We start from the raw sequence: 25,376 nt of genomic DNA, 5'->3' as shown, positions 1-25,376 counted from the left end.
CTAAAGCCAAAAACTAACGGATAAATCCAACTCCTGCAGTTGTATTTGTTGCTGCATCAATTAAGATAAAAGCACCATTTGATTTGTTATCGTTGTACGCATCAAAATATATTGCTTTGCTTAACTTGATGTTTACTTCTCCTATTTCGTTAATCGCTAATTGAGACGCTGCTGTGGTTCCTGAAAAATCAGTTGCAATTACGTTTTTCACGCTGTCAATTTTAGCTAGAACTCGGTTCGTATTGTGTTGTATAAAATATTTTGCTCCTGGAACTAGTTTTTTACTGTCCATCCAACAAACTGTTGTATTAATATCTTTTTCTACTTTAGGCAATTCAGATGATTTTACAATCATATCTCCTCTAGTTACATTGATATCATTTTCTAATTCGATTGTAATTGAAGAACCTACTGAAGCTTCGTCAAATTGTTTGTCAAAAAAGTGAATGTTTGACACTTTAGATTCTGTTAAAGAAGGTAAAACCGTTACTGCATCTCCAACTTTGATATTGTTACCATAAAGCTTACCAGCATAACCTCTAAAATCGTGGTACTCTTCGGTTTTTGGTCTGATAACTGTTTGAACTGGGAAACGTGCTTTTCCTTTTTCATACACATCTGCTGGCTCTAAAGCTTCCAGGTGTTCTAGAATAGTTTGCCCTTCATACCAAGGCATTCCGCCTAATGATTCCACCACATTATCTCCTGTTAAAGCGCTCAACGGAATATAACTTACGTTTTGCTCTTTAAAAGTACTTTTAGCATTTAATGCTTGAAAGTCGGCTTTAATTTTATTGTATACTTCTTCCGAATAATCAACTAAGTCCATTTTATTAACAGCAACAATTACTTCTTTTACTCTCAATAAATTATTGATAAAAAAGTGACGGTAGGTTTGCTCAATCACTCCTTTACGAGCATCAATCAAAATGATTGAAACTTGTGAAGTTGAAGCTCCAGTAACCATGTTACGTGTATATTCTACGTGACCTGGCGTATCTGCAATGATGTAACTTTTTTTAGCTGTAGAAAAATAAATATGCGCCACATCAATCGTAATCCCTTGTTCTCTCTCAGCAACTAGACCATCAGTAGCTAAAGAAAAATCTAAATAATCATATCCTTTTTGCTTGCTGCTTTTTTCAATTGCTTCTAATTTATCTGTAGTTAAGGATTGCGTATCATATAATAACCTCCCGATTAATGTACTCTTTCCGTCATCTACACTTCCTGCTGTTGCTATTTTTAAAACTTCCATCAGTTTCTATTATTTTAAATTATAAATTTTGAATTTTAAATGGTAATCGTTACTTGAATTTTAAAATGAGTGTCTTTTCATTCAACATTTAAAATTCAACATTTAAAATAATCCTAAAAGTATCCTTGTTGTTTTCTTTTCTCCATCGCTGCCTCTGAACGTTTGTCATCAATTCTAGCTCCTCGTTCAGAAATAGTAGACAATCTGATTTCACCTACTACTTCTGATATTGTTGCTGCATACGAATCAACTGCTGCAGTACAGCTCATATCGCCAACTGTTCTAAAACGAACAATACGTTCTTCAATTTCTTCGTTTTCTTCTTGGTATACGTATGGAGAGTGTGACCAAATCATTCCGTCTCTCAAGAATACTTTACGTTTGTGTGAGAAGTAAATTGATGGTATCTCGATTTGTTCTTGCTCTATATAGCTCCATACATCTAATTCTGTCCAGTTTGAAATAGGAAAAACACGTACGTTTTGTCCATTTTCAATTTTGCCATTCAATAAATCAAACAATTCAGGACGTTGGTTTTTTTCATCCCATTGACCAAAATCATCACGAACAGAAAAAATACGTTCTTTAGCTCTTGCTTTTTCTTCATCTCTACGCGCACCACCAATACAAGCATCAAACTTGAATTCGTCAATTGCATCAAGTAAAGTTGTTGTTTGCAGACTGTTTCTACTCGAATATTTACCAGTTTCTTCTACTACTTTTCCTTCATCGATAGCATCTTGCACATTACGAACGATTAATTCCAATCCTAATTCTTTAACCAATCGATCTCTAAATTCAATAGTTTCAGGAAAATTATGTCCTGTATCTACGTGCAATAGTGGAAAAGGAATTTTGGCGGGAAAGAATGCTTTTTGTGCTAATCTTACCAATGTGATTGAATCTTTTCCTCCAGAAAAAAGCAATACCGGCTTATCAAATTGAGAAATAACTTCTCTGAAAATGTATATTGCTTCGCTTTCTAATGCGTTTGTTTTTAATATTGAACTCATTTTTATTATTTTAAGATTAAATGATTGAAAAATTTAAAGATCTCAACAATCATTTATAATTTATAATTTATAATTACTTCTGATGTAAACCACACTCTTTGTGACTTGATTCCCACCACCATCTTCCGGCTCTTATGTCTTCTCCTTCTGCAATTGCTCTTGTACAAGGCGCACAACCGATGCTTACAAAACCTTTTTTGTGTAATGCATTTTGTGGTACATTATTATCGTCTATATATTTTTGAACTTCATCTAAAGTCCATTTTAACAAAGGATTAAATTTTATAATATTGAAATTGGCGTCATATTCAAAAAATTGCAAATCATTTCTGTTTTCAGATTGTTCCGCTCTTAAACCAGTTATCCAAACTGAATTTCCTTTTAAAGCTTTAGTTAATGGCGCTACTTTTCGAATGAAACAGCACTCTTTTCTATTTTCAACCGACTCGTAGAAGCTATTTGGTCCTTTTGCATTTAAAAGATTTTGAACATCTGACGCTTCAGGAAAATAAACTTCAATGTGTTTTTTATATTTCTTTAATGTTTTATGAAAAACATCGTAAGTTTCTTGAAACAAACGTCCAGTATCTAAAGTAAAGATATTAATAGCCACATCGCTATTTGCGATTAAAGCAGTTATAACTTGGTCTTCTTGCCCAAAAGAAGTTGAAAAAACCACCTTATCTTTATATTCATTAGCCAAAAAGCTAAAAGTTTCCTCAATCGAGAAGTCTTTTGTTTTTTCTATTAGCGTATGTACTATTGATGCACTCATTTCACTTTTTTTAATTAAAAAATCTATTACCCTATCGGTTTAGTAGATTACTATGCAAAAGTAGTACTTATTTCTAAATAACAAAATATTTTTTTCATTTTTTGTGCTTAATTTTAATTTGGTACAAATATTTTTCTACTTAGTCTACTTTGCCTATAGGATAATTATAAAATAGTTATTATTTTTGTCCAAAATATTTTTTATGGATTTTCAAATAGGATTAGTAGTTGCAGGTTTAACCGTCGGTTTCATTGTTGGACTGACAGGTGTAGGAGGCGGTTCTTTGATGACGCCCATTTTATTATGGTTTGGTATCCCTCCAACAACAGCTGTAGGGACTGATTTATTATATGCTGCTTTTACTAAAATGGGTGGAGTTTATGTTCACCATAAGAAAAAAAATATCAATTGGACAATTACAGGTTGGCTTTCTCTAGGTAGTGTTCCTGCGGCATTACTAACTCTATGGATACTACATAGCATAAAAACAGACATTACAGCACTAAATGCAGTAATCAAATACAGCTTAGGTTGGGCATTACTATTAACCTCTGTAGCCGTTTTGTTTAAAAAGAAACTTTTAGTTTTTTCTCAAAAACATTCTGGTGACAAGTTTCACAGTGAAAGTAAAACTCAAAATGCACTAACCGTTGCCATTGGTGTATTGCTAGGGGCAACAGTAACCCTGACTTCAATAGGTGCTGGAGCACTAGGGACAGTCACTTTATTTTTTCTATACCCAATTTTAGCAACACCTAAATTGGTTGGTACCGAGATTGCGCACGCAGTCCCTTTAACGCTTGTAGCAGGTTTAGGACATGCAACAATGGGTAATTTAGATCTTGGATTATTAGGTCAATTGTTAATAGGTTCTCTTCCTGGAATTTATATAGGAAGTATGCTGAGTGGGAAAGTACCCGATTTATTCCTTAGAAATGCTATAGCAATAATGTTATTCTTCGTTGGATACAAACTAGTTTTTTAGATTAAGCGAGAGTTTAATAAAATAAAAGAGTAAAAAAAGACCATTTCATTGCTTGAACACAATGAAATGGTCTTTTTTTGATTGTATATTACTTAAAAAGCAATGTCAGCCAAGGAATTGTTTTCGAGTATCTTCAGTGTATTATCCCTCACTTCTGTCATTAATTTACGCACTGCACAAGCAGCTTCATCAGTACAGTCATCACATTTTTCATAAAAATTATGACTAGCACAAGGCAATAAAGCGATTGGCCCTTCGAGAATACGGTACACTTTAGCCATATTGATCTCTTTCGGATCTTTGATTAAATAATAACCGCCCCCTTTTCCTTTTTTGGCACCCAAAAAACCTGAATGACGCAAAAGCAACAAAATACTTTCTAAAAATTTTATCGAAATGTTTTCACTTTTTGCAATATCAGCAATAGCAACAGGAGTTTGATCTTCTTGGCGGGCCAAAAAAGTCAAAGCTTTAATTCCGTATTTTGTTTTCTTTGAAAGCATGTTAAAGAGTTTTGATTCTTTAGTGAAGAATAGCGATTTTTGATTTAAATAATCAGTTAACACTTGAATAAAAACAAAAATATGTTATTTTTAATACAAATCACATAAAAAAAACGATTTTTGATTTACAGAAAATCTGAAATCAAAAATCGTTACTCTACATTCAATAATCGTTACGAAAGTGCTTGCTCTAAATCGGCAATAACATCGGCTACGGTTTCTAATCCTACTGAAACACGCACTAATCCATCAGTAATACTTACTGCTAATCTTTCCTCAACAGATAATTTGGTATGCGTTGTTGATGCCGGATGCGTCACGATTGTTCTTGTATCTCCTAAATTTGGCGAAAGCGAACATAGTTTTATTTTATCCAAAAACGCTCGTCCTGCTTCTAGTCCGCCTTTTATTTCAAAAGCCACAATGTTTCCACCCAACTTCATCTGTTTTTGAGCAATTTCATATTGTGGATGCGATTTTAAAAATGGATATTTTACTCTATTTATATTAGGATGCTGTTCTAAAAACTCTGCTACTTTCAATGCGTTTTCGCAATGTCTATCTAAACGAATCGCCAATGTTTCTAAACTTTTTGATAATACCCAAGCATTAAATGGTGATAACGAAGGACCGGTAAGTCGTGAAAATAAATAGATTTTTTGAATCAATTCGGCATCACCAACTGTTACTCCACCTAAAACTCTACCTTGTCCGTCCATTAATTTAGTTGCAGAATGCACTACTAAATGTGCTCCCCATTTTATAGGTTGCTGAATATATGGAGTTGCAAAACAGTTATCAATAATCAAAATCAAATTGTGCTTTTTAGCAATAGCCCCTAACAGTTCCAAATCTATAATATCAACTGCGGGATTAGTTGGTGATTCAGCAAAAAGAATCTTCGTATTAGGGTTTATACAACTCTCAATTGTTTCAGGTTTATTGATATCAAAATACGTTGTTTCAATATTCCACTTTGGAAAATAATTTACAAACAATGAATGTGTCGCTCCAAAAACACTACTAGAAGACACAATATGATCCCCTGATTGCAACAAAGCTGCAAAAGTAGAATAAACCGCTGCCATACCAGATGCAAAAGCAAATCCCGCTTCAGCACCTTCCATTTTACAAACTTTGTTTATGAATTCGTTAGTATTGGGATTGCTGTAACGGCTATAAATATTTCTATCTTTCTCTTCAGCAAAAGAAGCACGCATGTCTTCGGCATCTTCAAATACAAAACTTGATGTTAAGTACAAAGGAACTGAATGTTCTAAATATTGTGTTCTTTCTAATTGGTTACGTATGGCTTGTGTTTCAAAACCGTATTCTTGTTCGCTCATTATCTTTTGTTTAAAGTTTAAAGTTTAAAGTTGCTGGAAACTAGTATTACAACACTCCATCTATAAACGAATAATTTTTATTTTTAAATTTTAGCTAATTCGATATCATTCAATACCACTTTATAGTGAATTGTTGCTGTAGGTTCTAATGTCTTAGAAACGGAACAATATTTATCGAAAGACAATTGTGCTGCCTTGGCTGCTTTATCTTCTTTTATGTTTCCTTCTAAGTAAAAAACCAAGTGAATATCTTTAAAAGGTTTTGCTTCTCCTACTTGCACGCGCTCTCCCTCAACCTCAGCTTTGAAAGAAGTAATTTCTTGTCTTTGTTTTTTTAGAATCGAAATCATATCGATGGCGCTACATCCTGCAACTCCCATTAATACTAATTCCATCGGACTTGGTCCTTGATCATCGCCACCAAATTCTGGACGGCTATCTACGTTTACAATATGCCCACGTTCGTTTTTTAATTCGAAATGGAAATTGTCATTTACTCTATTTAATGTGATTTTCATAGTTATGCATTTATTTGAACGCGGATGAAACGGATTTGCAAACGCGGATTTTATTATTTTTTTAAATCTGAAATCAAAAATAGTTACTCTACAATCTTAAATCATTACCCTTTATCCGATAGTCTTAATATATCTCCAAAAACTCCTCTAGCAGTAACTGCTGAACCGGCTCCTGCTCCTTGAATTACAATTGGTCGATCTCCGTAGGATTCTGTATAAATTTCGAAGAAAGAATCAGAACCTTTCAAGCCTCCCAAAGCGGTATCCGAAGGTACGGAAACTAATTTTACTTCCAAAATCCCTTTGTCATGTTGCAAATCTCCTGATAATTCTCCAATGTATCTCAAAACGTGATTTGGTTTTTGATCGCTTTTTATTTTATCGTAAATAGGATCAAATTCTTTCAGTTTAGTCAAGAAATCAGCGGCACTTCCTTCACGTAAATGCTCTGGAATTAAATTCTGAATATCAATTTCTTCAAATTCATTTTGTAAGTCCAATTCTCTTGCCAAAATCAACAATTTCCTTCCTACGTCATTCCCACACAAATCCTCTCTTGGGTCTGGTTCAGTATATCCATTATCAATAGCCTCTTTCAATATTTCGCTAAAAGGAACATCCTTAGCCGAGAAATTATTGAATAAATAACTCAATGTTCCTGAGAAAACTCCTTTTATTTTAGTAATATTTTCACCCGAAAGATGCAATAATTTTATCGTGTCAATTAACGGTAAACCTGCACCAACATTGGTTTCATACAAATAATTCTTTTGATTATCAGCCAATACTTTTCTCAGTTCTTTATAAAAACCATAACTCAAGGTATTGGCCACTTTATTGGAAGAGATTAAATCAAAACTATTTTCGGCAAGCGGAATATAGTTCTCTACAAACGTTGCACTAGCTGTATTATCAACGGCAATCAAATTCTCTAGATGGTGCTCATTTGCGTAAGCAATTACATCATCAATCGTATATGAAGCACCGTTAGTTTGAATTTCATTTTTCCAGTTAGCCGAAACTCCATTTTTATTCAAAAGGACATTTCTAGAATTAGCAATAGCAAACACATTTAGCTTAACGTCTTTTCTTTTTTCGATGGCTTTGGCCGATTCTAAAATTTGATTTATCAAAGTTCCCCCTACTAATCCATGACCAAAAATGGCAATATTGATTTTCTTGGCCACTCCAAAAATCTCTCCATGAATTACGTTCAATGCTTTGTTTAGTTCTGATTTTTTAACCACTAAACTGACATTCTTACCTGTAACAGTATTGTTGAATAAAATAGGAACAATTTTATTTTTTATCAAAGCCGTATAAGGCTTGTGAAACGTACTTAGATCCTGACCAATAATCGAAATAACCGATACATTATCAGTCACCGTGATTTTATTGACATCCTTAGAATAAAAATCATTTTCGAATTCTTTTTCTAATTCGATCATGGCTTTTGTCGCTTTATCAGCAGCAACCACAAGACCAATTCCTCTTTCAGAAGAACCTTGCGAAATAATACTTACACTAATATCATTATCACCCATCACTCTAAAAATACGCGCATCAACACCCGTTTTTCCTAGTAATCCTCTTCCTTCTAAATTTACCAAAGACACATTTTCTAAAACAGACAATGTTTTAATTCCTGCAGCATTAGAGTTAGAAGTAATTAACGTTCCTTTATTTTCATGATTAAACGTATTCAGAATTCGAAGTGGAATATTTTTTTCTAATAACGGAATAATTGTTTTCGCATGTAAAATGTTCGCGCCAAAATTAGCCATTTCATTCGCTTCGTTATACGACAACGATTCAATCTTCTTTGCGTCTAAAACCAATTCTGGATTAGCAGTATAAATCCCATCAACATGCGTGAAATTTTGTAATTCCTCGGCATTAATATAATTAGCAATTAATGAAGCAGTATAATTACTTCCGTTTCTACCCAAAGTGGTTGTTTCTTGTTTCCCATTAGAACCAATAAAACCAGTAAGTACTAGAACGAAATCTTTATTTTCTTTAAAAACTTGGATAATATTCTTTTTAGAAAGAGCGTCTAATGGTTGTGCATCACCAAAATTAGAGTCGGTTACAATCAACTCTCTTGTATCAGCCAGCTTTGCAGGAATGTTTTTTTGATTCAATAAAAACACAAGTAATTTTGCCGAAAGCACTTCACCTTGCGCTAAAACTTGGTCTTTGATTTTAGGGCTATAATCGCCAATTAAACTTACCCCTTCAAATAGTTTGTCTAGTTTATCAAATTCAGCCGAGAAATCTACTGCGTCAAAACCGTCTTTTTGATAGGTTTTAAAACTTTCTAGTAAAGGCTTATAGTTTCCGTTTTTGGCAGCGATGGTTAAAATATCATCAAGCTCATCTGTTGCTTTGCCACGTGCCGAAACTACAACAGCAATTTTTTCTTCTTGCTTTACTTTACTTTCAATAATATCCAAAACTGTATTGATTCCTTCGCCGTTAGCCAAAGATTTTCCACCAAATTTTACTATTTTCATCTGCTTTTTATTTTTAAAAACAACTTCTAATAAATTGTCTAATTGTTCGTATTCCATCAAGAAGGCATCGTGCCCGTGTTGTGAGTCAATCTCACTATAGAATACATTATTTTTAAATTTTTTAATTTCATTGTAGGTTTCTCGATTTTCTTTTGCTGTAAAAAACAAATCCGAATTGATTCCTACAATGTATATATTGGCATCTACTTTTGAAATAATCGATTCTAAAGACTCATGATTCCGAGTAATATCAATTGTTTTCAACAATTGATTCATCATTTTATAAGCAGATAGTTGAAACCTTTTTTCTAGTTTTTCTCCGTGGTAATTCAACCAACTTTCTACTTGAAATGTTTCGAGTTGCACATTGATATCCCTATTAAATTTTTCTTTGAAAGATTCAGGTGTTCGGTAGCACAACATGGCGTGAATACGGGCATCTTCAATAGGTTTTTTAGAATTATTAAGGATTTGCTCTTGCAAATAACAATTAGCAATCAACCAGTCTGTCGCTTTCCAATCTGTAGCAATAGGAATAAAATTTTGTGCCAATTTAGGTTCCAAAGCTAAAATTTCCCAAGCAATTCCACCACCTACAGAACCGCCAATGAGAGCAAATAAACTATCAATTTTCAAAAACCGAAGTCCTTCGATGAAAATCCTAGCAATATCTCTGGCGATAAAATCTCTGTAATTTTCGATGGTAGCCGAATTGAATCCGTTACCTGGTACATCAAAAGAGACAATAGTATATTTTCTAGTATCAATTGTTTTATCGACACCCACGATATCATTCCACCAACCTGATTCTCCAATAACTTGTGAATTTCCGGTCAAGGCATGGTTTATTAAAATAATGGGAGCCGTATGCAGCGGAGCACCAAAAACTTGATAACTTAAGTTGAGGCTAGCGTATAATGCACCATTATGGGTGGTGAAATTTTGTAAGGTAATATGTGTTGGTTTATTTTCCAATGTCAAATCTTTTATTGATTTTGATTTGTATTTGGAAATATTAGAAAGAAAAAACTAGGGAATTACTAGAGAATTTCTTGTTGTTATCTTTCCACTTTTGGGAGTGGTAGAATGCAGCACCTTCTTCGATTTCTCAAAGGGTTGCTAAGGCTTCATCGGGTCTAATCCCTCGTCCTTTCTTTATAACATTTCAATACGTTTGTGAACTTAATGATGCAAATTAACTACTAATTTTTTAAACAACCAAATTTTAAACATTCTGATTTTTAGCTAAAAATATATTTAACAAAAAAACGCAAGGCATCGCTGAATATAACTATTCAGAAATTACTCGCGTACAAAAGGGATGTTGAACAACTTCCAATTAAATGAAAAGTGTATCATTTTCTTTTGAATACATTAAAAGTTGTAATGAATTGACTGCTTTTTTAGATTTTTTTGAGTCTGGTATTTCCATTCCCAATCTTGGATTCACTAATTCATCAACAACTAGTCCGTTGTCCGTATTTTTTTTGCCTCTTAAATTCCTTAGAAACCCCAATGTTCTTGAAAATTTGTTAGTTGTACTCATGATAATTATATTTAAGTTAGTTTGTTTTCTCTTTATTATTTTAAAAAAATTTAGATACCAGAATAAAAAAAATCCTTTTGGACAAAATACCAAAAGGATTCAAGTTATATAAAACTTATACTTTTGGAATCAACAGACCTTATCGCAAAACATTGCGACAACTATCTGAATCTTTTTATTTGAAAATATTTTCATTTATTTATTTTTATGAATCGTACTATTTGTATAAATTAAAAAAGCCTCCCAATTGTCTTGGGAGGCTTTTGCTATATTATATTATATATAATTTAAAGCAATAACTAGCTCCCGAATTTCTTCGATAGGACTACAAATTGTTTACAAATATTAAAATTCATCTTTGGTATTTTTTACTGAAACAAATATCTTATTTAATTCTGTATCTTCCAAATAATTCACAACTATTTAACGATATTTTCATCTTTAAAATGAAAAACAGAGATACTATTAACAAATAACACTGATAATGTTATGAAATCAATTACTTTTTCGTTTTAAACTGGCACTCCTGCTACTTTTTTAAAAATCACGACCTCAAACCAGTTGTACTATTTAATTTGATTTTTAATTTAAAAAATAGTTAAGTTTAATTTGCAATTCAAAATGGTTTCATACATTTGCACCCAAATACAAGAGGAAAAATTTGAACTGATTGCAACCTCTTCATAATGAAACGAATTCATTATGAATACTGAAAATTTTTCAGTAGAAAAAATGCTAAAGCAGAAACTCTCCTTTAGCTCGATATTTGCAATTATTTTTCCTCGCTTAATTTTAAAATAAAAATTATTATGGCTTATTTATTTACGTCAGAATCTGTGAGCGAAGGACATCCAGACAAAATTGCAGATCAAATTTCAGACGCATTAATTGATAACTTTTTAGCATTTGACGCTGATTCAAAAGTAGCTTGTGAAACTTTAGTGACTACAGGTCAAGTAATTTTAGCAGGTGAAGTAAAATCAAATACCTATTTAGATGTACAAAACATTGCTCGTGAAGTAATCAGAAAGATCGGTTACACCAAAAGCGAATATATGTTTGAAGCCAATTCTTGTGGTATTCTTTCGGCAATTCACGAACAATCAGCAGATATTAATCAAGGTGTTGACCGTTCTAATCCAGAAGAACAAGGAGCGGGTGATCAAGGAATGATGTTTGGTTACGCTACAAACGAAACAGAGAATTATATGCCATTGGCACTTGATTTATCTCATAAATTATTACAAGAATTAGCCCTATTAAGACGTGAAAATACAGCAATAACTTATTTACGTCCTGACGCTAAATCTCAAGTAACACTTGAATATAGTGATGATAACATCCCAACTCGTATTGACGCGATTGTTATATCAACTCAACATGATGATTTTGACGAAGAAGCGATTATGCTTGCTAAAATCAAGAAAGACATTGTGGAAATCTTGATTCCTAGAATCATTGCAAAAAACCCAAAAAGCGCTCATTTATTTAACGATGCGATTCACTATCACATTAACCCAACAGGTAAATTTGTAATAGGTGGACCTCATGGAGATACTGGTTTGACTGGTAGAAAAATCATCGTGGATACTTACGGTGGAAAAGGTGCTCATGGTGGAGGTGCATTCTCAGGTAAAGACCCTAGTAAAGTAGATAGAAGTGCTGCTTATGCAACTCGTCATATCGCTAAAAACTTGGTTGCTGCTGGTGTTGCTAGTGAAATTTTAGTACAAGTATCGTACGCTATTGGTGTTGCTAAACCTATGGGAATCTTTATTGAGACCTACGGAACATCAAAATTGAACTTGACTGACGGTGAAATTGCTAAAAAAGTAGAAGCAATCTTTGATATGCGTCCTTACTTTATTGAACAACGCTTAAAATTAAGAAATCCTATCTACAGTGAAACTGCTGCTTACGGACATATGGGACGTACACCTGAAACGGTAACGAAAACTTTTTCTGCTCCAGGAGGATTAACAAAAACTGTTGAAGTTGAGTTGTTCACATGGGAAAAATTAGACTTTGTTGACCAAGTTAAAACGGCTTTTGGATTGTAATTAATTTAAATTCAGTTATACAAAAAACCCAGCTCTTAAGCTGGGTTTCTCATTTTGCACCAGTTATATTCTCATAAAATAAAAAAAATAGTATAATGCTTTTTTTGTAATTTGCCTGCATTATGAAAAACTTGATTGTATTATTTTTTTTTAGCTCGATCGCTACTGTTTTTGGACAGAACAAAATGCTATTTGCTTCAAAGTTAAATTACATTGCAATCGATGCTGATGAATTTATAGGTTACGACCAATTTGGCTTTCATTACACCATTAAAAATAATGTGTTCACCAAAACTAAAGACGGTGAATCGTTAGACTATAAAAATATTGCTTTAGGCAAAATCACAAAAGTGGACATTCAAAATCCTTTGAAAATTATTTTATTCTACGAAAACTTCAATTCAGTTATCATTTTAGACAATCAATTGAATGAAATTCAAAAAATAAACTTTTCAGAAAACCCAACTCCAATAGTTGCAAATGCAGTAGGAATAGCTTCCCAAAACCAATTGTGGGTGTACAATAGTTTGAATCAGCAAATAGGTTTATATGATTATTTAAAAAACGAATATAAATCTATCTCAACTTCGTTTCCTGAAAGTATAAAATACTACCAATCCAATCTTACAACATTTTATTGGGTCGATAAAAAACACAATTGGTATTCATGTGACCGTTTTGGCAAAATAACTACAAAGATAAAAACCATTGATTTTGATCAAATAAAAATCATCACCGAAAATCAATACCTCATTTCTAAGAATTCAATCCTTAGTATTGAAGATATTGACAAAAATGAAAAATATGAAATTGAAATTTTAGAAAAAACCTTTAAAAATTTCAGCTACAAAGACCAAATTTTATCTATTTTTACATCAGAGGGAATTACAAATTATAAAATCACAATACCATAATGCACATAGCAGTAGCAGGAAACATTGGATCAGGAAAAACAACTTTAACACGTTTATTAGCAAAACATTTTAAGTGGGAACCCCATTTTGAAGATGTTGTCGACAATCCTTACTTGGATGATTTCTATCATCAAATGGAACGTTGGTCGTTTAATTTACAAATTTATTTCTTGAACAGTCGTTTTCGTCAAGTAATGCAAATTCGTGAAAGTGGTAAAAAAATAATTCAAGATAGAACCATTTATGAAGATGCTCACATCTTTGCTCCCAATCTTTATTCGATGGGATTAATGACAAATCGTGATTTCCAGAATTACAGTTCTCTCTTTGAACTAATGGAATCAACAGTTAAAGCACCCGATTTATTGATTTATTTAAGAAGTTCCATTCCTAACTTAGTTGGTCAAATTCACAAACGTGGCCGCGAATACGAATCCACAATTTCTATTGATTATTTAAGCCGTTTGAACGAACGCTATGAAGCATGGATTCATACTTATGATAGAGGGAAGTTACTTATTATAGACGTTGATAACATTAATTTTGTCGACAATCCAGAAGATTTAGGAGGCATCATACACCGCATAGATACTGAAATAAACGGATTGTTTTAGTTCTTTCCCCGACTCTATTGCTAGGAAAAAGAAACCATAACTCAATTAAAATATAAAACGAAAAATGCCTCACTTTCATGAGGCATTTTTCGTTATAAGTAAAAAGCATTACTTCAAAGCATCAATTTTTGCCTGAACCTCAGCATCCGTACCTTCAAAAACTTGGGTATCTACTTTCCCATTAACAGTTGTAGTTACTGTTCCTACAACAGTTCCGTTTACACTTGTTTTTTCAATCATTATTTGTTTAGAGACTTCTTCATGCATCATTTTATTCCCTGACATCATGTGTTCACAAGATGGATTTGTACATCCTTTTGCAATACACTCTTCTTTAGACATCGAAGTACATGACCCAGTTGTCATACAACAACTAGCCTTAGAATCAGAAATAGTATGACTACCATTACCTAAAATTGGTGCCATAACTAATCCTATCAAACAAGTAAGTTTAATTAAAATATTCATAGATGGTCCTGATGTATCTTTAAATGGATCTCCAACAGTATCTCCAGTGACTGCAGCTTTATGCGCTTCAGATCCTTTATACGTCATTTCTCCATTAATCATAACTCCTGCCTCAAAAGACTTCTTAGCGTTATCCCAAGCACCACCTGCATTGTTTTGAAAAACAGCCCAAAGCACACCAGAAACGGTAACTCCAGCCATATAACCTCCAAGCATTTCCGCAATCAATTGGTTATTATCGCCATAAACTAACTTACCAAGTAATACAATTGCAATCGGAAAACCAATGGTCAAGATTCCCGGCAACATCATTTCACGTAATGCAGCTTTTGTAGAAATATCAACACATTTTGCATATTCAGGTTTGCCAGTTCCTTCCATAATTCCAGGAATTTCTTTAAACTGACGACGCACTTCATACACCATATCCATAGCGGCTTTTCCCACTGAGTTCATCGCTAATGCGGAGAAAACTACTGGTATCATTCCTCCTACAAATAACATGGCCAAAACAGGTGCTTTAAAAATATTAATCCCATCAATCCCCGTAAATGTTACATATGCTGCAAATAAAGCCAATGAAGTCAATGCTGCAGAAGCTATAGCAAAACCTTTACCAGTTGCCGCTGTAGTATTCCCTACAGAGTCTAAAATATCTGTTCTAGTACGTACTTCTTTTGGCAATTCGCTCATTTCAGCAATTCCACCTGCATTATCAGATATTGGTCCAAAAGCATCAATTGCTAATTGCATCGCTGTAGTGGCCATCATTGCCGAAGCTGCTAGAGCCACACCGTAAAATCCTGCAAAAGCATATGAAGTCCAAATGGCGGCTGCGAATAATAAAACTGTTGGAAAAGTAGAAATCATTCCTGTTGCTAATCCTGCAATAACATTAGTTCCAGCTCCAGTACTTGATTTTTGTACAATTGCCATTACTGGTTTTGTACCCAATCCTGTATAATACTCCGTTACTGATGAAATTGTTGCCCCAACTACTAAACCTACGATAGTAGCGTAGAATACGCGCATTGAAGAGATATCCTGTATTCCTTCACCAAAAAATTCCATTTTCATTGTTGTAGGTAACATATATTGCACTAAAAAATAACAAGCAATAGTAGTTAGACCAATAGAAACCCAGTTCCCGATGTTTAACGCTTTTTGAACTTGAGCTTCTTTAGCATTCAAATCAGTAATTTTTACTAACATCGTTCCGATGATGGAAAACAATATTCCGAAACCAGCAATAGCCATCGGTAATAATATAGGACCGATTCCTCCAAAGGCATCCTCGATCTTCCCACCCATATCTTTGATAACATAATTACCTAGTACCATAGCCGCTAAAACGGTAGCTACGTAAGAACCAAATAAATCGGCCCCCATACCTGCTACATCACCCACATTATCGCCCACATTATCAGCAATAGTTGCTGGATTACGAGGATCATCTTCAGGAATACCTGCTTCTACTTTACCTACTAAATCAGCGCCAACATCGGCTGCTTTAGTATAAATACCACCTCCTACACGAGCAAACAAAGCGATAGATTCAGCACCAAGTGAGAACCCTGCCAATGTCTCTAGAACAATTGTCATGTCTTCATTAGAAGTCCAAACCCCATTCATGAAGTAATGAAAAAAGAAAATAAAGAAAGAAGTTAACCCTAAAACGGCCAACCCTGCTACACCTAATCCCATTACAGTCCCACCACCAAAAGAAACTTTTAAAGCTTGTGGCAAACTGGTACGAGCAGCTTGTGTTGTTCTTACATTTGTTTTAGTTGCTATTTTCATTCCCATATTCCCCGCGAGGGCAGAAAAAAACGCTCCAAAAACAAAAGCTACTACGATTAATATATTTGTAGTCGGCACGAAATAAGAAACCCCTGCCAATGCAATACTTGCTCCTATTACGAAAAATGTTAATAACCTATATTCTGCTTTAAGAAATGCTAATGCTCCTTCGTAGATGTGATCTGAAATCTCTTTCATTTTTCCATCTCCAGGATCTTGTTTTAACACCCAAGCTCTTTTAACCCACATAAACAGAAGTCCAACAAATGCCATTACTATTGGCAAGTAAATCATAATTGTATTCATAAATTCGTTTTGGTTTTTGGTTAATAATCAATAGTATAGGAAACGAATTTAAATAAAAAAAGCAATACTCTTTATAGAATATTGCTTTTTTTGTAAAATTTATAGGATAAAATTATTTAATACTAAATAATCCCTCTGGTTTGTTTTCGATTTGATTAAAACGATCTGTACATTTTTTTATGATGTCATACGCTTCACCTACATCTCCCCAGCCACCAACATCAACTGTTTTGTTTTCAAGATCTTTGTATACTTGAAAGAAATGTTCAATTTCTTTTAGTAAGTGTGGATTCATATCAGACAAGTCATTTAATGAATTCCAAATTGGATCTGAAACTGGTACGCAAATTACTTTTTCATCTGGTCCTTTATCATCTGCCATGTGGAAAACACCAATTGGCTTTACTTCCATTACACATCCTGGAAAAGTGGGTTCATTTACTAAAACCAATACATCAAGTGGATCTCCATCTAAAGCTAAAGTTTCAGGAATGAAACCATAATCAGCTGGATACATCATTGAAGAGAATAACATTCTATCAAAACGCATTCTTTTTATTTCGAAATCATACTCGTATTTATTTCTACTTCCTCTTGGAATTTCGATTAACACATCGAAAGTTGTTATTTTGTCTGCAGTCATTTTATTATATTGTCTTAAATTCTATATCTATGCGTGAGCAAAAGTAAGGTAAAAACACATTTATTACAAGAATTATTTATCTTAAAACACAATGAGACAAAAGCTTTACAATTTATCAACGAGAAAGGACAAAAGTGTTTTCTTTAAATAATAATGTTACAATTAAAAAAAATATTACCATCGCCTTTGAACTCTTTTTTTTTAGCCCAGATAGCAGTGAAAATCCTTTTCTTTTTTTCTTTAAAAAAGAAAAGATTGAAACGAATAGCTGGATATAGCTCCAGATACTGAAACAAGTTCAGCATAAATTAAAAATAGAAACCAAAAGATCCTTTCACTGAAAATCGCTGTGTATCTGGTGTATTTAAATAACTTCCTCTCCAAGCAAAATCGATTCTAAATACTTTGAAGATATTACCGATTCCAGCACTATATTCCCAATACACATTTTCTGGAGCTACATAATTTAAACCCGAAGCGTTAATGGCTCTATTGGCATCTGAAATGGTTCCATAAACACCTTTTGCCCCTATTATTTCTCTCCAGTTGAGTTTTCTCATAAATGGAATTCTAGAGAAAATTCGTCCTCCAAAGTTATGTTCCCATTGTAATGTAGCATATTGATCTGTTACAAACTCATAAAAATTAAGATTACTAAACGTATTTTCAATTGTAAAATAAGTTTGATTTCCTGGAATCACACTCATCAAACCAAGTGGAATAGTACCAAAAGTTTTACCCACTTCCATAATCACATTTGAACGACCTAGTGGTCCTATAATTATAGGTTGCTTATAATACAATTGAATTTTTTCGTACTTAAAATCACTATTCAACAAACCTTTAAAACCATGACTGTAATTGACATAAAAACGACTAAATGGACTATCAACATTAGAACGTTCTACTCCATAACCAATTGTTTTCCTATTAGGTGTATATTCAACCTGAAAATTAACTTCGGATTGTTTTACATCACTTTTAATGGATGTATTTGTTGCATCTGTAAAATAATCCAAACTAAAAGTAGGAGATGCAGACTCTAATGTTCTATATGAAAAACCAGCTTGGAACGTAAGATTTTTAATGGGTTCCATTTCGACACCCACATTTGTCAGGTTTATATTAGTCAATTTACCATTACTTCCTGATGAAAAAACAGATGACGAAGCAAAACTTCTACCCAAAACATCATTTGTTGTGGTTAAACTTGCTCCAATTTGTTCAATATCCCTTCTATTACCCCCAGAAATTATGATTCTCTTTTTCTTATCCACCATCCATTTCCCAGACAGGCCATACTTGAATTTATTGTCATCAAAACCATAAGCAGTATACCCTTGTAATCTCCAAGCATCATTAGGCCCAAAATAAGTCCTTCCTCCTGCTCTCAAACGCACTCCTTCTACTTCATTGTAACCAAAAGAAGAAAAAATTGGACCATAATCAAAATGACCTATGGGTATATAACCGCTCCCAAGTACCTGAACTAAACTATAAATTTGCTTAAACTTCTTGACGGTTTGCAAGGTATCCAGCATTTTATAAACCCCTTTTTCATCTTTATTCAGATTTTCAAACCTGTTTTCTTCCCAGAATTCATCTGATTTATTGTAAACTTCATTATCAATATAATTTACCTCATCTTTATAAAAAGTAGTAGGTTTTTCTATATTAAATTTATGATTTTGATACAATGTAGTTCGCTTACCATAGACCCCCTTTGATTCGTCTTTTTTATTCAAGGCAAAATCCGACATCATATAATCTCGAGTTAAGAGAAAAATAGAGTCGTTTTGCACTTCAAATTCTTGTTCGATATAAATATCTTTCACCCAGTTAATATTGGCACTTTTTGTCACTGCCATATTAATTTTTTTAATTGCAAATGTGGTATCATTAACCCAAAAGTCCCCCTTGAAAGTCAATTCGTTTTTCCGTCTCGGATAAAATAAAATATTATAGCACCATTTTTTATCAATATACGCGCTATCTCTTAGGATATAATTATAGGTATCTATTCCTGTTTTAGATAATGGACTTGTAAAACTCTTATCAAAAAAAGTAAGGTGATTATTGTAAATATCATAATCAGAATACAAATCTTTTACAAATGATAAAATTTGTTGGTTGTTACTAAATCCAGAGTTTTTATTTGCTTTTATTTTCTCTTTAACCTTATTAATTTTATTATTTCCATAAACATCATATAAGGACTCATTTATAAAAATGGGCAGATACGTTTTCCCTGTAACGTTTGAAGTATCTATGTGATTAAAAATAAACTCCATTCCTTTGAAAAGTTTATTCTTCATAAACGCACTATCAATTGTGTTCATGTCAAATTCTACTTTTTCATATTTCTCCATTTGATATTGATCAAATTGAGAAAGACCATTTTTACGTTTTCTCTCCCAAATTTTTCGAAGAATATCAAGAGCGGGGTTGTTTTTTTTAGATGTCTTTCCCGTAAAAATAACAACCTCTTTTAAACTTTCGGCTTCGTTTATTTGTACTTTAAAATCATAGTTAATTAATTTTGACAAAGAAATTTCTTTATCCGAATACCCTACTGAAGTAACAATTAATGCCGTATAGTTTTGAGCAGACTCGATATAGAAACGCCCGTCCTCATTTGACAAAACACCAGTATTAGAATCCTTAAAAATTACATTTGCAAAAGGAACTGGTTGATTTGATTTATCAACAACAATCCCACTAACTTTAGTTTGCCCTATTATGACATTTGTTAATAACAACAAAAACAATAGTATATTCTTCTTCATAATTCAACTTTAAAAAAAAAAACTTCATCACACTAACGCATGATGAAGCCTTTATATTATTTGTAAATGTATTATTTTTTATACATTACTTTTTTAACTGCTTTAATTACATCGTCAGCATTTGGCAACCACTCTTTCAATAAAACTGGAGAATATGGCGCTGGTGTATCTGCAGTAGTAATTCTTTGAATTGGTGCATCAAGAAAATCAAAAGCACGTTCTTGAACTACATAAGTAATCTCAGAAGCAACACTTGCAAAAGGCCAAGCTTCTTCAAGTACAACTAATCTATTTGTTTTTCGTACCGAAGTTAAAACCGTTTCATAATCTAACGGACGAACCGTTCTTAAATCTACGATTTCACAAGAAATTCCTTCTTTAGCTAATTCTTCAGCAGCTATATGTGCTTCTTTAATAATCTTACCAAAAGAAACGATAGTTACATCAGTTCCTGCACGTTTAATATCGGCAACTCCTAGTGGAATCGTATACTCTCCTTCAGGAACCTCGCCTTTGTCACCATACATTTGCTCTGACTCCATGAAAATAACTGGGTCATTATCACGAATCGCCGCTTTTAATAATCCTTTTGCATCATAAACAGTAGATGGAACTACTACTTTAAGACCAGGAGTATTAGCAAACCAATTTTCTAAAGCTTGCGAGTGTGTTGCTCCTAATTGTCCAGCAGAAGCTGTAGGACCACGAAAAACGATAGGAACATTGAATTGTCCACCTGTCATTTGACGCATTTTGGCAGCATTATTAATAATTTGATCTATACCAACTAAACAAAAATTGAAAGTCATATATTCTACAATTGGTCTACAACCATTCATTGCCGAACCCACTGCAATCCCTGTAAAACCAAGCTCTGCAATAGGAGTATCAATAACTCTTTTCTCTCCAAATTCGGCTAACATTCCTTTAGATGCCTTGTAAGCACCATTATATTCAGCAACTTCTTCACCCATTAAGTAAATAGACTCATCATGACGCATTTCTTCGCTCATTGCTTCGCAAATGGCCTCTCTAAATTGTATCGTTCTCATATTTGATATTGTATCAGTGTAATTTTCGAAAAGCAAAAATAAATATTTAAAATCATTTAATGCAAAATTACAACAAAATAATGATATGTTATTTTCAGTAATTTGTTATATCATCCTGATTAATAAAGAACCCAAATATATACTCATTTCATTTTCTAGTTCCGAAATCGTAATAGTTAATTGAAAATATTATGCATGCATAGTATATTATTCGAATTATTATTTTAAATTTGTAACAGAAATTAAGAAAATAAAACATACAACCATGAAAATATTAGTTTGCATCAGCCATGTTCCTGATACTACTTCGAAAATTAATTTCGTCAATGGCGACTCAGAATTTGACACCAATGGCGTACAATATGTAATCAATCCAAATGATGAATTTGGTTTAACTAGAGCTATTTGGTTCCAAGAAAAACAAGGAGCTACAGTAACTGTTGTCAATGTTGGAGGTCCAGAGACGGAGCCTACGTTAAGAAAAGCGTTAGCTATTGGTGCAAACGAAGCAATTCGAATCAACGCCAATCCAACTGATGGTTTTTTTGTTGCTAAACAACTAGCCGAAGTAATCAAAACTGGAGGTTATGACTTAGTTATAGCAGGAAAAGAATCACTAGATTATAATGGAGGAATGGTTCCTGGAATGATTGCAGGAATTTTAGGCTATAACTTCCTTAATTCATGTACAGATATTACAGTTGATGGTACAAATGTAAAAGCAGTTCGTGAAATTGATGGAGGTAAAGAAACTGTCTCAACTAGTTTACCATTAATTATTGGTGGTCAAAAAGGATTAGTTGAAGAAAAAGACTTACGCATTCCAAACATGAGAGGAATTATGACCGCGAGATCAAAAGCTTTAGCAGTTGTAGAACCTGTTGATGCTCCAATAAACACAAAGGCAGTAAAGTTTGAAAAACCAGCCGCTAAATCAGCAGTAAAATTAGTTTCTGCAGATAATTTAGATGAGTTAATCGATTTACTACACAACGAAGCGAAAGTAATATAATTTTAAATTATGAATTTTAAATTGTGAATTAACATTCTCAAATACATTTAAAATTTATAATTCAACATTTAAAATAAAAAATCATGTCAATATTAATATATGCAGAATCAGCAGAAGGAAAATTCAAAAAAGTAGCTTTTGAATTGGCTTCTTATGCAAAAAAAGTAGCAGAAACATTAGGAACAACTGTAACCGCTGTAACCGTTAACGCAGGAGACGTTTCAGAATTAGCAAAATACGGAGTGGACAAAGTATTAAAAGTTAGCAATGATAAGTTGAGTGGTTTTACAGCCAAAGCTTACGCTGATGTTATTAAACAAGCAGCACAAAAAGAAAATGCTAAAGTAGTTCTACTATCTTCAACAACTGACAGCATTTACTTATCTTCACTTGTAGCAGTAGCTTTAGAAGCTGGTTATGCTTCAAATGTAGTTGGACTTCCAGTAAGCACTGCTCCATTTCAAGTAAAAAGAAATGCTTTTTCAAACAAAGCATTCAACACAACAGAAATCACAACGGATGTAAAAGTATTAGGACTTGCTAAAAACTCCTACGGGATTTTTGAAAATGCTTCCACATTAACTGAAGAAGATTTCAACCCAACAATTGGAGAAAATGATTTTGGTGTAAAAGTAGAATCAGTAGAAAAAGTATCTGGAAAAGTATCTATTGCAGATGCAGACATTGTAGTATCTGCAGGTCGCGGATTAAAAGGACCTGAAAATTGGGGAATGATTGAAGAATTAGCATCAGTTCTAGGAGCCGCTACAGCATGTTCAAAACCAGTTTCTGATTTAGGTTGGAGACCTCACAGTGAACACGTAGGGCAAACAGGTAAACCAGTTGCAACGAACCTGTATATAGCAATTGGAATTTCAGGAGCTATACAGCATATTGCAGGAATTAGCTCTTCAAAAGTAAAAGTTGTTATCAATAGCGACCCAGATGCACCTTTCTTTAAAGTTGCTGATTATGGAGTTGTAGGAGACGCATTTGACATCGTACCCAGATTGATAGAAAAACTAAAAGCATTCAAATTACAACACTCTTAATAATACTATATTGTTAAATAAATAAGCTGCCTGAAACAAGATAATTGTATCTTTGTAAACAGGCAGTTTTTTTGTGTCCTTTTTTTTTATTAAAATTGCACTGAATTTAACAACAATTCCCAATCTCTAAATAAGTACTTTGTACTATTCATTTCAGCAATTATGAGCTTAGTAAAATTATCCATCAAAGGAATTTCATACAGCCAAACACAAAATGGAGCATATGCTTTAATTTTGAATGAAGTTGATGGTGAGAGAAAGTTACCTATCGTAATAGGAGCTTTCGAAGCGCAATCAATAGCAATTGCACTAGAAAAAGAAATCAAACCACCACGTCCATTAACACACGATTTGTTTAAAAATTTTGCTGAGAGATTTGATATCGTGGTGAAACAAGTTATCATACACAAACTAGTTGACGGCGTTTTTTATTCGAGTATTATTTGCGAAAGAGACAAAATAGAAGAAATAATTGATGCTAGAACATCCGATGCTATTGCTCTAGCATTGCGTTTTAATGCGCCCATTTATACTTATAAAAATATTCTTGACAAGGCGGGTATATACTTAAAAGCAAACCCACAAGAAGCTGACAAAGATTCGCAAGAAATTGATGACATTCTTTCAAATCCTGAAACTTTTGGACAAGAAGAAGAAAGCAGTCAATCAAACAGAGCCTATATTAAACACAGTCTACAAGAATTAAGTGAACTACTAGAACAAGCTGTTGCTCACGAAGATTATGAAAAAGCAGCAAAAATTAGAGACGAAATTTCAAAAAGAGAATCGTAATTATGATAAGCAATAGGCTATATATTTAAAGCAAATAAACTTCAGCACAAAGTATAAAAAAATGAAGCAATATTTAGATTTAGTACAACACGTAATGGAAAACGGTTGTCAAAAAGGAGACCGAACTGGAACTGGTACAAAAAGTGTATTTGGTCACCAAATGCGTTTTGATTTAAGTGAAGGGTTCCCCATGGTTACTACAAAAAAGCTACATTTAAAATCAATCATTTATGAACTACTTTGGTTCTTAAAAGGGGATACCAATATAAAATATTTACAAGAAAACGGTGTTAAAATTTGGGATGCTTGGGCTGATGAAAATGGTGATTTAGGCCCTGTTTATGGGCATCAATGGCGCAATTGGAATAGTGAAGAAATAGATCAAATAAAAGATCTAATTACTGAACTAAAGACCAATCCAAATAGCCGAAGAATGATCGTTTCAGCATGGAATCCATCTGTTCTACCAGATACATCAAAAACATTTGACGAAAATGTAGCCAACAATAAGGCCGCACTTCCTCCCTGCCATGCATTTTTTCAATTTTATGTATCAAACGGCAAACTTTCTTGCCAATTGTATCAAAGAAGTGCAGATATATTTCTAGGAGTTCCTTTTAACATAGCTTCCTACGCATTGCTTACCATGATGATTGCTCAAGTTTGCGATTTAGAAGCCGGAGAATTTATCCATACTTTTGGAGACGCGCACATTTACAACAATCATTTTGAACAATTAGAACTACAATTGTCTCGCGAACCAAAACAATTACCAAAAATGATTTTAAACCCTGCTATAAAAGACATCTTCCAATTTGGTTATGATGATTTTACATTAGAAGGCTACGAACCACACGCTCTAATAAAAGGAAGTGTTGCCGTATAAAAAAAATGTTTTAGAAGCCTACACCTCTAAAACACTATTTTCAGCTCCAGCAAATTCATTCCATTTGAAAGAATCAGCTTCATCATCATTAACGAAAACACCGTCAATTACATATTTAAACTCATAAGAAGCGCCTTTATCCACATTAAAGACTCCTTTAAAAGTACCATTTTTCAACTTACTTAATGCACCTTCTTCTGGACACCAATTGTTAAAATCTCCAACAACTGAAGCATTACTTGCCTCTTTTGCTTCTACAGAAAAAGTAACTTTACAAACTGGTTTCGTTTTTATAAATTGTTTCTTAACAGACATAACTATTTCATTTTTAATATTATGCGACAAAGAAAACAAATTCATTTGAACTTTTAACAATCGGCACGAACTTTTAAGAGTATAGTCTAAAGAATGTTAAATTATAAACAATTTTCTAATCATTCAAATGTTAAATTACATAAAAAAAAAGAGAAAACGTTTTCTTAATAAATATTACCTTAGCTGAATAGTGACTTTAAATTTAAAATTTTATCT

General features: G+C 33.1%; 21 protein-coding genes and 1 riboswitch. Of the genes, 8 read left to right on the top strand and 13 right to left on the bottom strand.

From position 1 onward, the window contains the following. Window positions 1-13 precede the first annotated feature (13 nt). From AB3G34_RS16500 to AB3G34_RS16490, 3 genes are all read right to left on the bottom strand, one after another. Complete coding sequence (locus AB3G34_RS16500; protein WP_369753050.1) at window positions 14-1,258, bottom strand: sulfate adenylyltransferase subunit 1; 1,245 nt, start codon at window positions 1,256-1,258, stop codon at window positions 14-16. A 113-nt stretch (window positions 1,259-1,371) separates the two neighbouring features. Further along, window positions 1,372-2,271, bottom strand: a complete 900-nt coding sequence (cysD, locus tag AB3G34_RS16495; protein ID WP_339920630.1) for a sulfate adenylyltransferase subunit CysD — start codon at window positions 2,269-2,271, stop codon at window positions 1,372-1,374. Window positions 2,272-2,344: 73 nt separating this feature from the next. Then, window positions 2,345-3,046: a phosphoadenylyl-sulfate reductase gene (locus AB3G34_RS16490; RefSeq protein ID WP_369753049.1), complete on the bottom strand. Its 702-nt coding sequence runs from the start codon at window positions 3,044-3,046 to the stop codon at window positions 2,345-2,347. 202 nt (window positions 3,047-3,248) lie between these two features. On the opposite strand from AB3G34_RS16490, the gene AB3G34_RS16485 reads away from it, so the two are divergent. Continuing rightward, window positions 3,249-4,031 (top strand): sulfite exporter TauE/SafE family protein, encoded by a 783-nt coding sequence (locus AB3G34_RS16485; protein ID WP_367773329.1) that lies wholly within the window; start codon window positions 3,249-3,251, stop codon window positions 4,029-4,031. Window positions 4,032-4,123: 92 nt separating this feature from the next. Here AB3G34_RS16485 and AB3G34_RS16480 read toward each other — a convergent pair whose 3' ends face one another. The 5 genes from AB3G34_RS16480 to AB3G34_RS16460 form a co-directional block, all read right to left on the bottom strand. Continuing rightward, window positions 4,124-4,534, bottom strand: coding sequence for an Rrf2 family transcriptional regulator (locus AB3G34_RS16480; protein ID WP_367756925.1), 411 nt, complete (start codon window positions 4,532-4,534; stop codon window positions 4,124-4,126). Window positions 4,535-4,707: 173 nt separating this feature from the next. Further along, window positions 4,708-5,880, bottom strand: a complete 1,173-nt coding sequence (locus AB3G34_RS16475; protein WP_369753048.1) for a PLP-dependent aspartate aminotransferase family protein — start codon at window positions 5,878-5,880, stop codon at window positions 4,708-4,710. 83 nt (window positions 5,881-5,963) lie between these two features. Next, entirely contained in the window at window positions 5,964-6,398 is a 435-nt protein-coding gene (locus AB3G34_RS16470; protein ID WP_369753047.1) for an OsmC family protein, read from the bottom strand. Between the two features lie 104 nt (window positions 6,399-6,502). Next, complete coding sequence (gene thrA, locus AB3G34_RS16465; protein ID WP_369753046.1) at window positions 6,503-9,889, bottom strand: bifunctional aspartate kinase/homoserine dehydrogenase I; 3,387 nt, start codon at window positions 9,887-9,889, stop codon at window positions 6,503-6,505. A gap of 80 nt (window positions 9,890-9,969) precedes the next feature. Beyond that, window positions 9,970-10,078, bottom strand: a riboswitch (SAM riboswitch). A gap of 175 nt (window positions 10,079-10,253) precedes the next feature. Continuing rightward, window positions 10,254-10,460: a hypothetical protein gene (locus AB3G34_RS16460; protein ID WP_367773321.1), complete on the bottom strand. Its 207-nt coding sequence runs from the start codon at window positions 10,458-10,460 to the stop codon at window positions 10,254-10,256. 809 nt (window positions 10,461-11,269) lie between these two features. On the opposite strand from AB3G34_RS16460, the gene metK reads away from it, so the two are divergent. The 3 genes from metK to AB3G34_RS16445 all read left to right on the top strand — a co-directional run bounded on the left by metK (window position 11,270) and on the right by AB3G34_RS16445 (window position 14,048). Beyond that, a complete protein-coding gene (gene metK / locus AB3G34_RS16455) occupies window positions 11,270-12,520 on the top strand; it encodes a methionine adenosyltransferase (RefSeq protein WP_367773318.1) in 1,251 nt (416 codons plus the stop codon). A gap of 185 nt (window positions 12,521-12,705) precedes the next feature. After that, the gene (locus AB3G34_RS16450; RefSeq protein WP_369753045.1) at window positions 12,706-13,434 is read left to right on the top strand and encodes a hypothetical protein; all 729 of its coding nucleotides are present in this window, start codon (window positions 12,706-12,708) and stop codon (window positions 13,432-13,434) included. Next, a complete protein-coding gene (locus AB3G34_RS16445) occupies window positions 13,434-14,048 on the top strand; it encodes a deoxynucleoside kinase (protein ID WP_367756910.1) in 615 nt (204 codons plus the stop codon). Before AB3G34_RS16450 ends, AB3G34_RS16445 begins: the two co-directional genes overlap by 1 nt. A 108-nt stretch (window positions 14,049-14,156) precedes the next feature. On the opposite strand, the gene AB3G34_RS16440 is transcribed toward AB3G34_RS16445, so the two are convergent. The 4 genes from AB3G34_RS16440 to AB3G34_RS16425 all read right to left on the bottom strand — a co-directional run bounded on the left by AB3G34_RS16440 (window position 14,157) and on the right by AB3G34_RS16425 (window position 21,103). Next, the gene (locus AB3G34_RS16440) at window positions 14,157-16,622 is read right to left on the bottom strand and encodes a sodium-translocating pyrophosphatase (RefSeq protein WP_369753044.1); all 2,466 of its coding nucleotides are present in this window, start codon (window positions 16,620-16,622) and stop codon (window positions 14,157-14,159) included. 112 nt (window positions 16,623-16,734) lie between these two features. After that, window positions 16,735-17,265 (bottom strand): inorganic diphosphatase, encoded by a 531-nt coding sequence (locus tag AB3G34_RS16435; RefSeq protein WP_367756906.1) that lies wholly within the window; start codon window positions 17,263-17,265, stop codon window positions 16,735-16,737. Window positions 17,266-17,573: 308 nt separating this feature from the next. After that, complete coding sequence (locus AB3G34_RS16430) at window positions 17,574-20,051, bottom strand: DUF5686 family protein (protein WP_369753043.1); 2,478 nt, start codon at window positions 20,049-20,051, stop codon at window positions 17,574-17,576. Window positions 20,052-20,122: 71 nt separating this feature from the next. Continuing rightward, on the bottom strand, window positions 20,123-21,103 hold the full coding sequence (locus AB3G34_RS16425; RefSeq protein WP_367756902.1) for a pyruvate dehydrogenase complex E1 component subunit beta: 981 nt from the start codon (window positions 21,101-21,103) through the stop codon (window positions 20,123-20,125). A 265-nt stretch (window positions 21,104-21,368) separates the two neighbouring features. On the opposite strand from AB3G34_RS16425, the gene AB3G34_RS16420 reads away from it, so the two are divergent. The 4 genes from AB3G34_RS16420 to AB3G34_RS16405 all read left to right on the top strand — a co-directional run bounded on the left by AB3G34_RS16420 (window position 21,369) and on the right by AB3G34_RS16405 (window position 24,845). Continuing rightward, entirely contained in the window at window positions 21,369-22,115 is a 747-nt protein-coding gene (locus AB3G34_RS16420) for an electron transfer flavoprotein beta subunit/FixA family protein (protein WP_369753042.1), read from the top strand. Between the two features lie 83 nt (window positions 22,116-22,198). Then, a complete protein-coding gene (locus tag AB3G34_RS16415) occupies window positions 22,199-23,167 on the top strand; it encodes an electron transfer flavoprotein subunit alpha/FixB family protein (RefSeq protein WP_367773308.1) in 969 nt (322 codons plus the stop codon). 162 nt (window positions 23,168-23,329) lie between these two features. Next, window positions 23,330-23,959: a bifunctional nuclease domain-containing protein gene (locus AB3G34_RS16410; protein ID WP_367756896.1), complete on the top strand. Its 630-nt coding sequence runs from the start codon at window positions 23,330-23,332 to the stop codon at window positions 23,957-23,959. A 61-nt stretch (window positions 23,960-24,020) separates the two neighbouring features. Continuing rightward, window positions 24,021-24,845, top strand: coding sequence for a thymidylate synthase (locus AB3G34_RS16405; RefSeq protein ID WP_367773305.1), 825 nt, complete (start codon window positions 24,021-24,023; stop codon window positions 24,843-24,845). 18 nt (window positions 24,846-24,863) lie between these two features. Here the strand turns inward: AB3G34_RS16405 and AB3G34_RS16400 are convergent, their stop codons facing one another. Next, a complete protein-coding gene (locus tag AB3G34_RS16400; protein WP_367756892.1) occupies window positions 24,864-25,160 on the bottom strand; it encodes an isoamylase early set domain-containing protein in 297 nt (98 codons plus the stop codon). Window positions 25,161-25,376 lie beyond the last annotated feature (216 nt).

It is taken from the genome of Flavobacterium sp. WC2409 (genome assembly GCF_041200085.1).
Classification (GTDB): domain Bacteria; phylum Bacteroidota; class Bacteroidia; order Flavobacteriales; family Flavobacteriaceae; genus Flavobacterium.
Note: the sequence above shows the minus strand (reverse complement) of the source record. Positions and strands in the feature narration are given on the sequence as shown.

Coding starts and splice junctions, on each gene's coding strand:
- AB3G34_RS16500 (WP_369753050.1), bottom strand. CDS start 1,258: ATGGAAGTTTTAAAAATAGCAACAGCAGGAAGTGTAGATGACGGAAAG.
- cysD (WP_339920630.1), bottom strand. CDS start 2,271: ATGAGTTCAATATTAAAAACAAACGCATTAGAAAGCGAAGCAATATAC.
- AB3G34_RS16490 (WP_369753049.1), bottom strand. CDS start 3,046: ATGAGTGCATCAATAGTACATACGCTAATAGAAAAAACAAAAGACTTC.
- AB3G34_RS16485 (WP_367773329.1), top strand. CDS start 3,249: ATGGATTTTCAAATAGGATTAGTAGTTGCAGGTTTAACCGTCGGTTTC.
- AB3G34_RS16480 (WP_367756925.1), bottom strand. CDS start 4,534: ATGCTTTCAAAGAAAACAAAATACGGAATTAAAGCTTTGACTTTTTTG.
- AB3G34_RS16475 (WP_369753048.1), bottom strand. CDS start 5,880: ATGAGCGAACAAGAATACGGTTTTGAAACACAAGCCATACGTAACCAA.
- AB3G34_RS16470 (WP_369753047.1), bottom strand. CDS start 6,398: ATGAAAATCACATTAAATAGAGTAAATGACAATTTCCATTTCGAATTA.
- AB3G34_RS16460 (WP_367773321.1), bottom strand. CDS start 10,460: ATGAGTACAACTAACAAATTTTCAAGAACATTGGGGTTTCTAAGGAAT.
- metK (WP_367773318.1), top strand. CDS start 11,270: ATGGCTTATTTATTTACGTCAGAATCTGTGAGCGAAGGACATCCAGAC.
- AB3G34_RS16450 (WP_369753045.1), top strand. CDS start 12,706: ATGCTATTTGCTTCAAAGTTAAATTACATTGCAATCGATGCTGATGAA.
- AB3G34_RS16445 (WP_367756910.1), top strand. CDS start 13,434: ATGCACATAGCAGTAGCAGGAAACATTGGATCAGGAAAAACAACTTTA.
- AB3G34_RS16440 (WP_369753044.1), bottom strand. CDS start 16,622: ATGAATACAATTATGATTTACTTGCCAATAGTAATGGCATTTGTTGGA.
- AB3G34_RS16435 (WP_367756906.1), bottom strand. CDS start 17,265: ATGACTGCAGACAAAATAACAACTTTCGATGTGTTAATCGAAATTCCA.
- AB3G34_RS16430 (WP_369753043.1), bottom strand. CDS start 20,051: ATGAAGAAGAATATACTATTGTTTTTGTTGTTATTAACAAATGTCATA.
- AB3G34_RS16425 (WP_367756902.1), bottom strand. CDS start 21,103: ATGAGAACGATACAATTTAGAGAGGCCATTTGCGAAGCAATGAGCGAA.
- AB3G34_RS16420 (WP_369753042.1), top strand. CDS start 21,369: ATGAAAATATTAGTTTGCATCAGCCATGTTCCTGATACTACTTCGAAA.
- AB3G34_RS16415 (WP_367773308.1), top strand. CDS start 22,199: ATGTCAATATTAATATATGCAGAATCAGCAGAAGGAAAATTCAAAAAA.
- AB3G34_RS16410 (WP_367756896.1), top strand. CDS start 23,330: ATGAGCTTAGTAAAATTATCCATCAAAGGAATTTCATACAGCCAAACA.
- AB3G34_RS16405 (WP_367773305.1), top strand. CDS start 24,021: ATGAAGCAATATTTAGATTTAGTACAACACGTAATGGAAAACGGTTGT.
- AB3G34_RS16400 (WP_367756892.1), bottom strand. CDS start 25,160: ATGTCTGTTAAGAAACAATTTATAAAAACGAAACCAGTTTGTAAAGTT.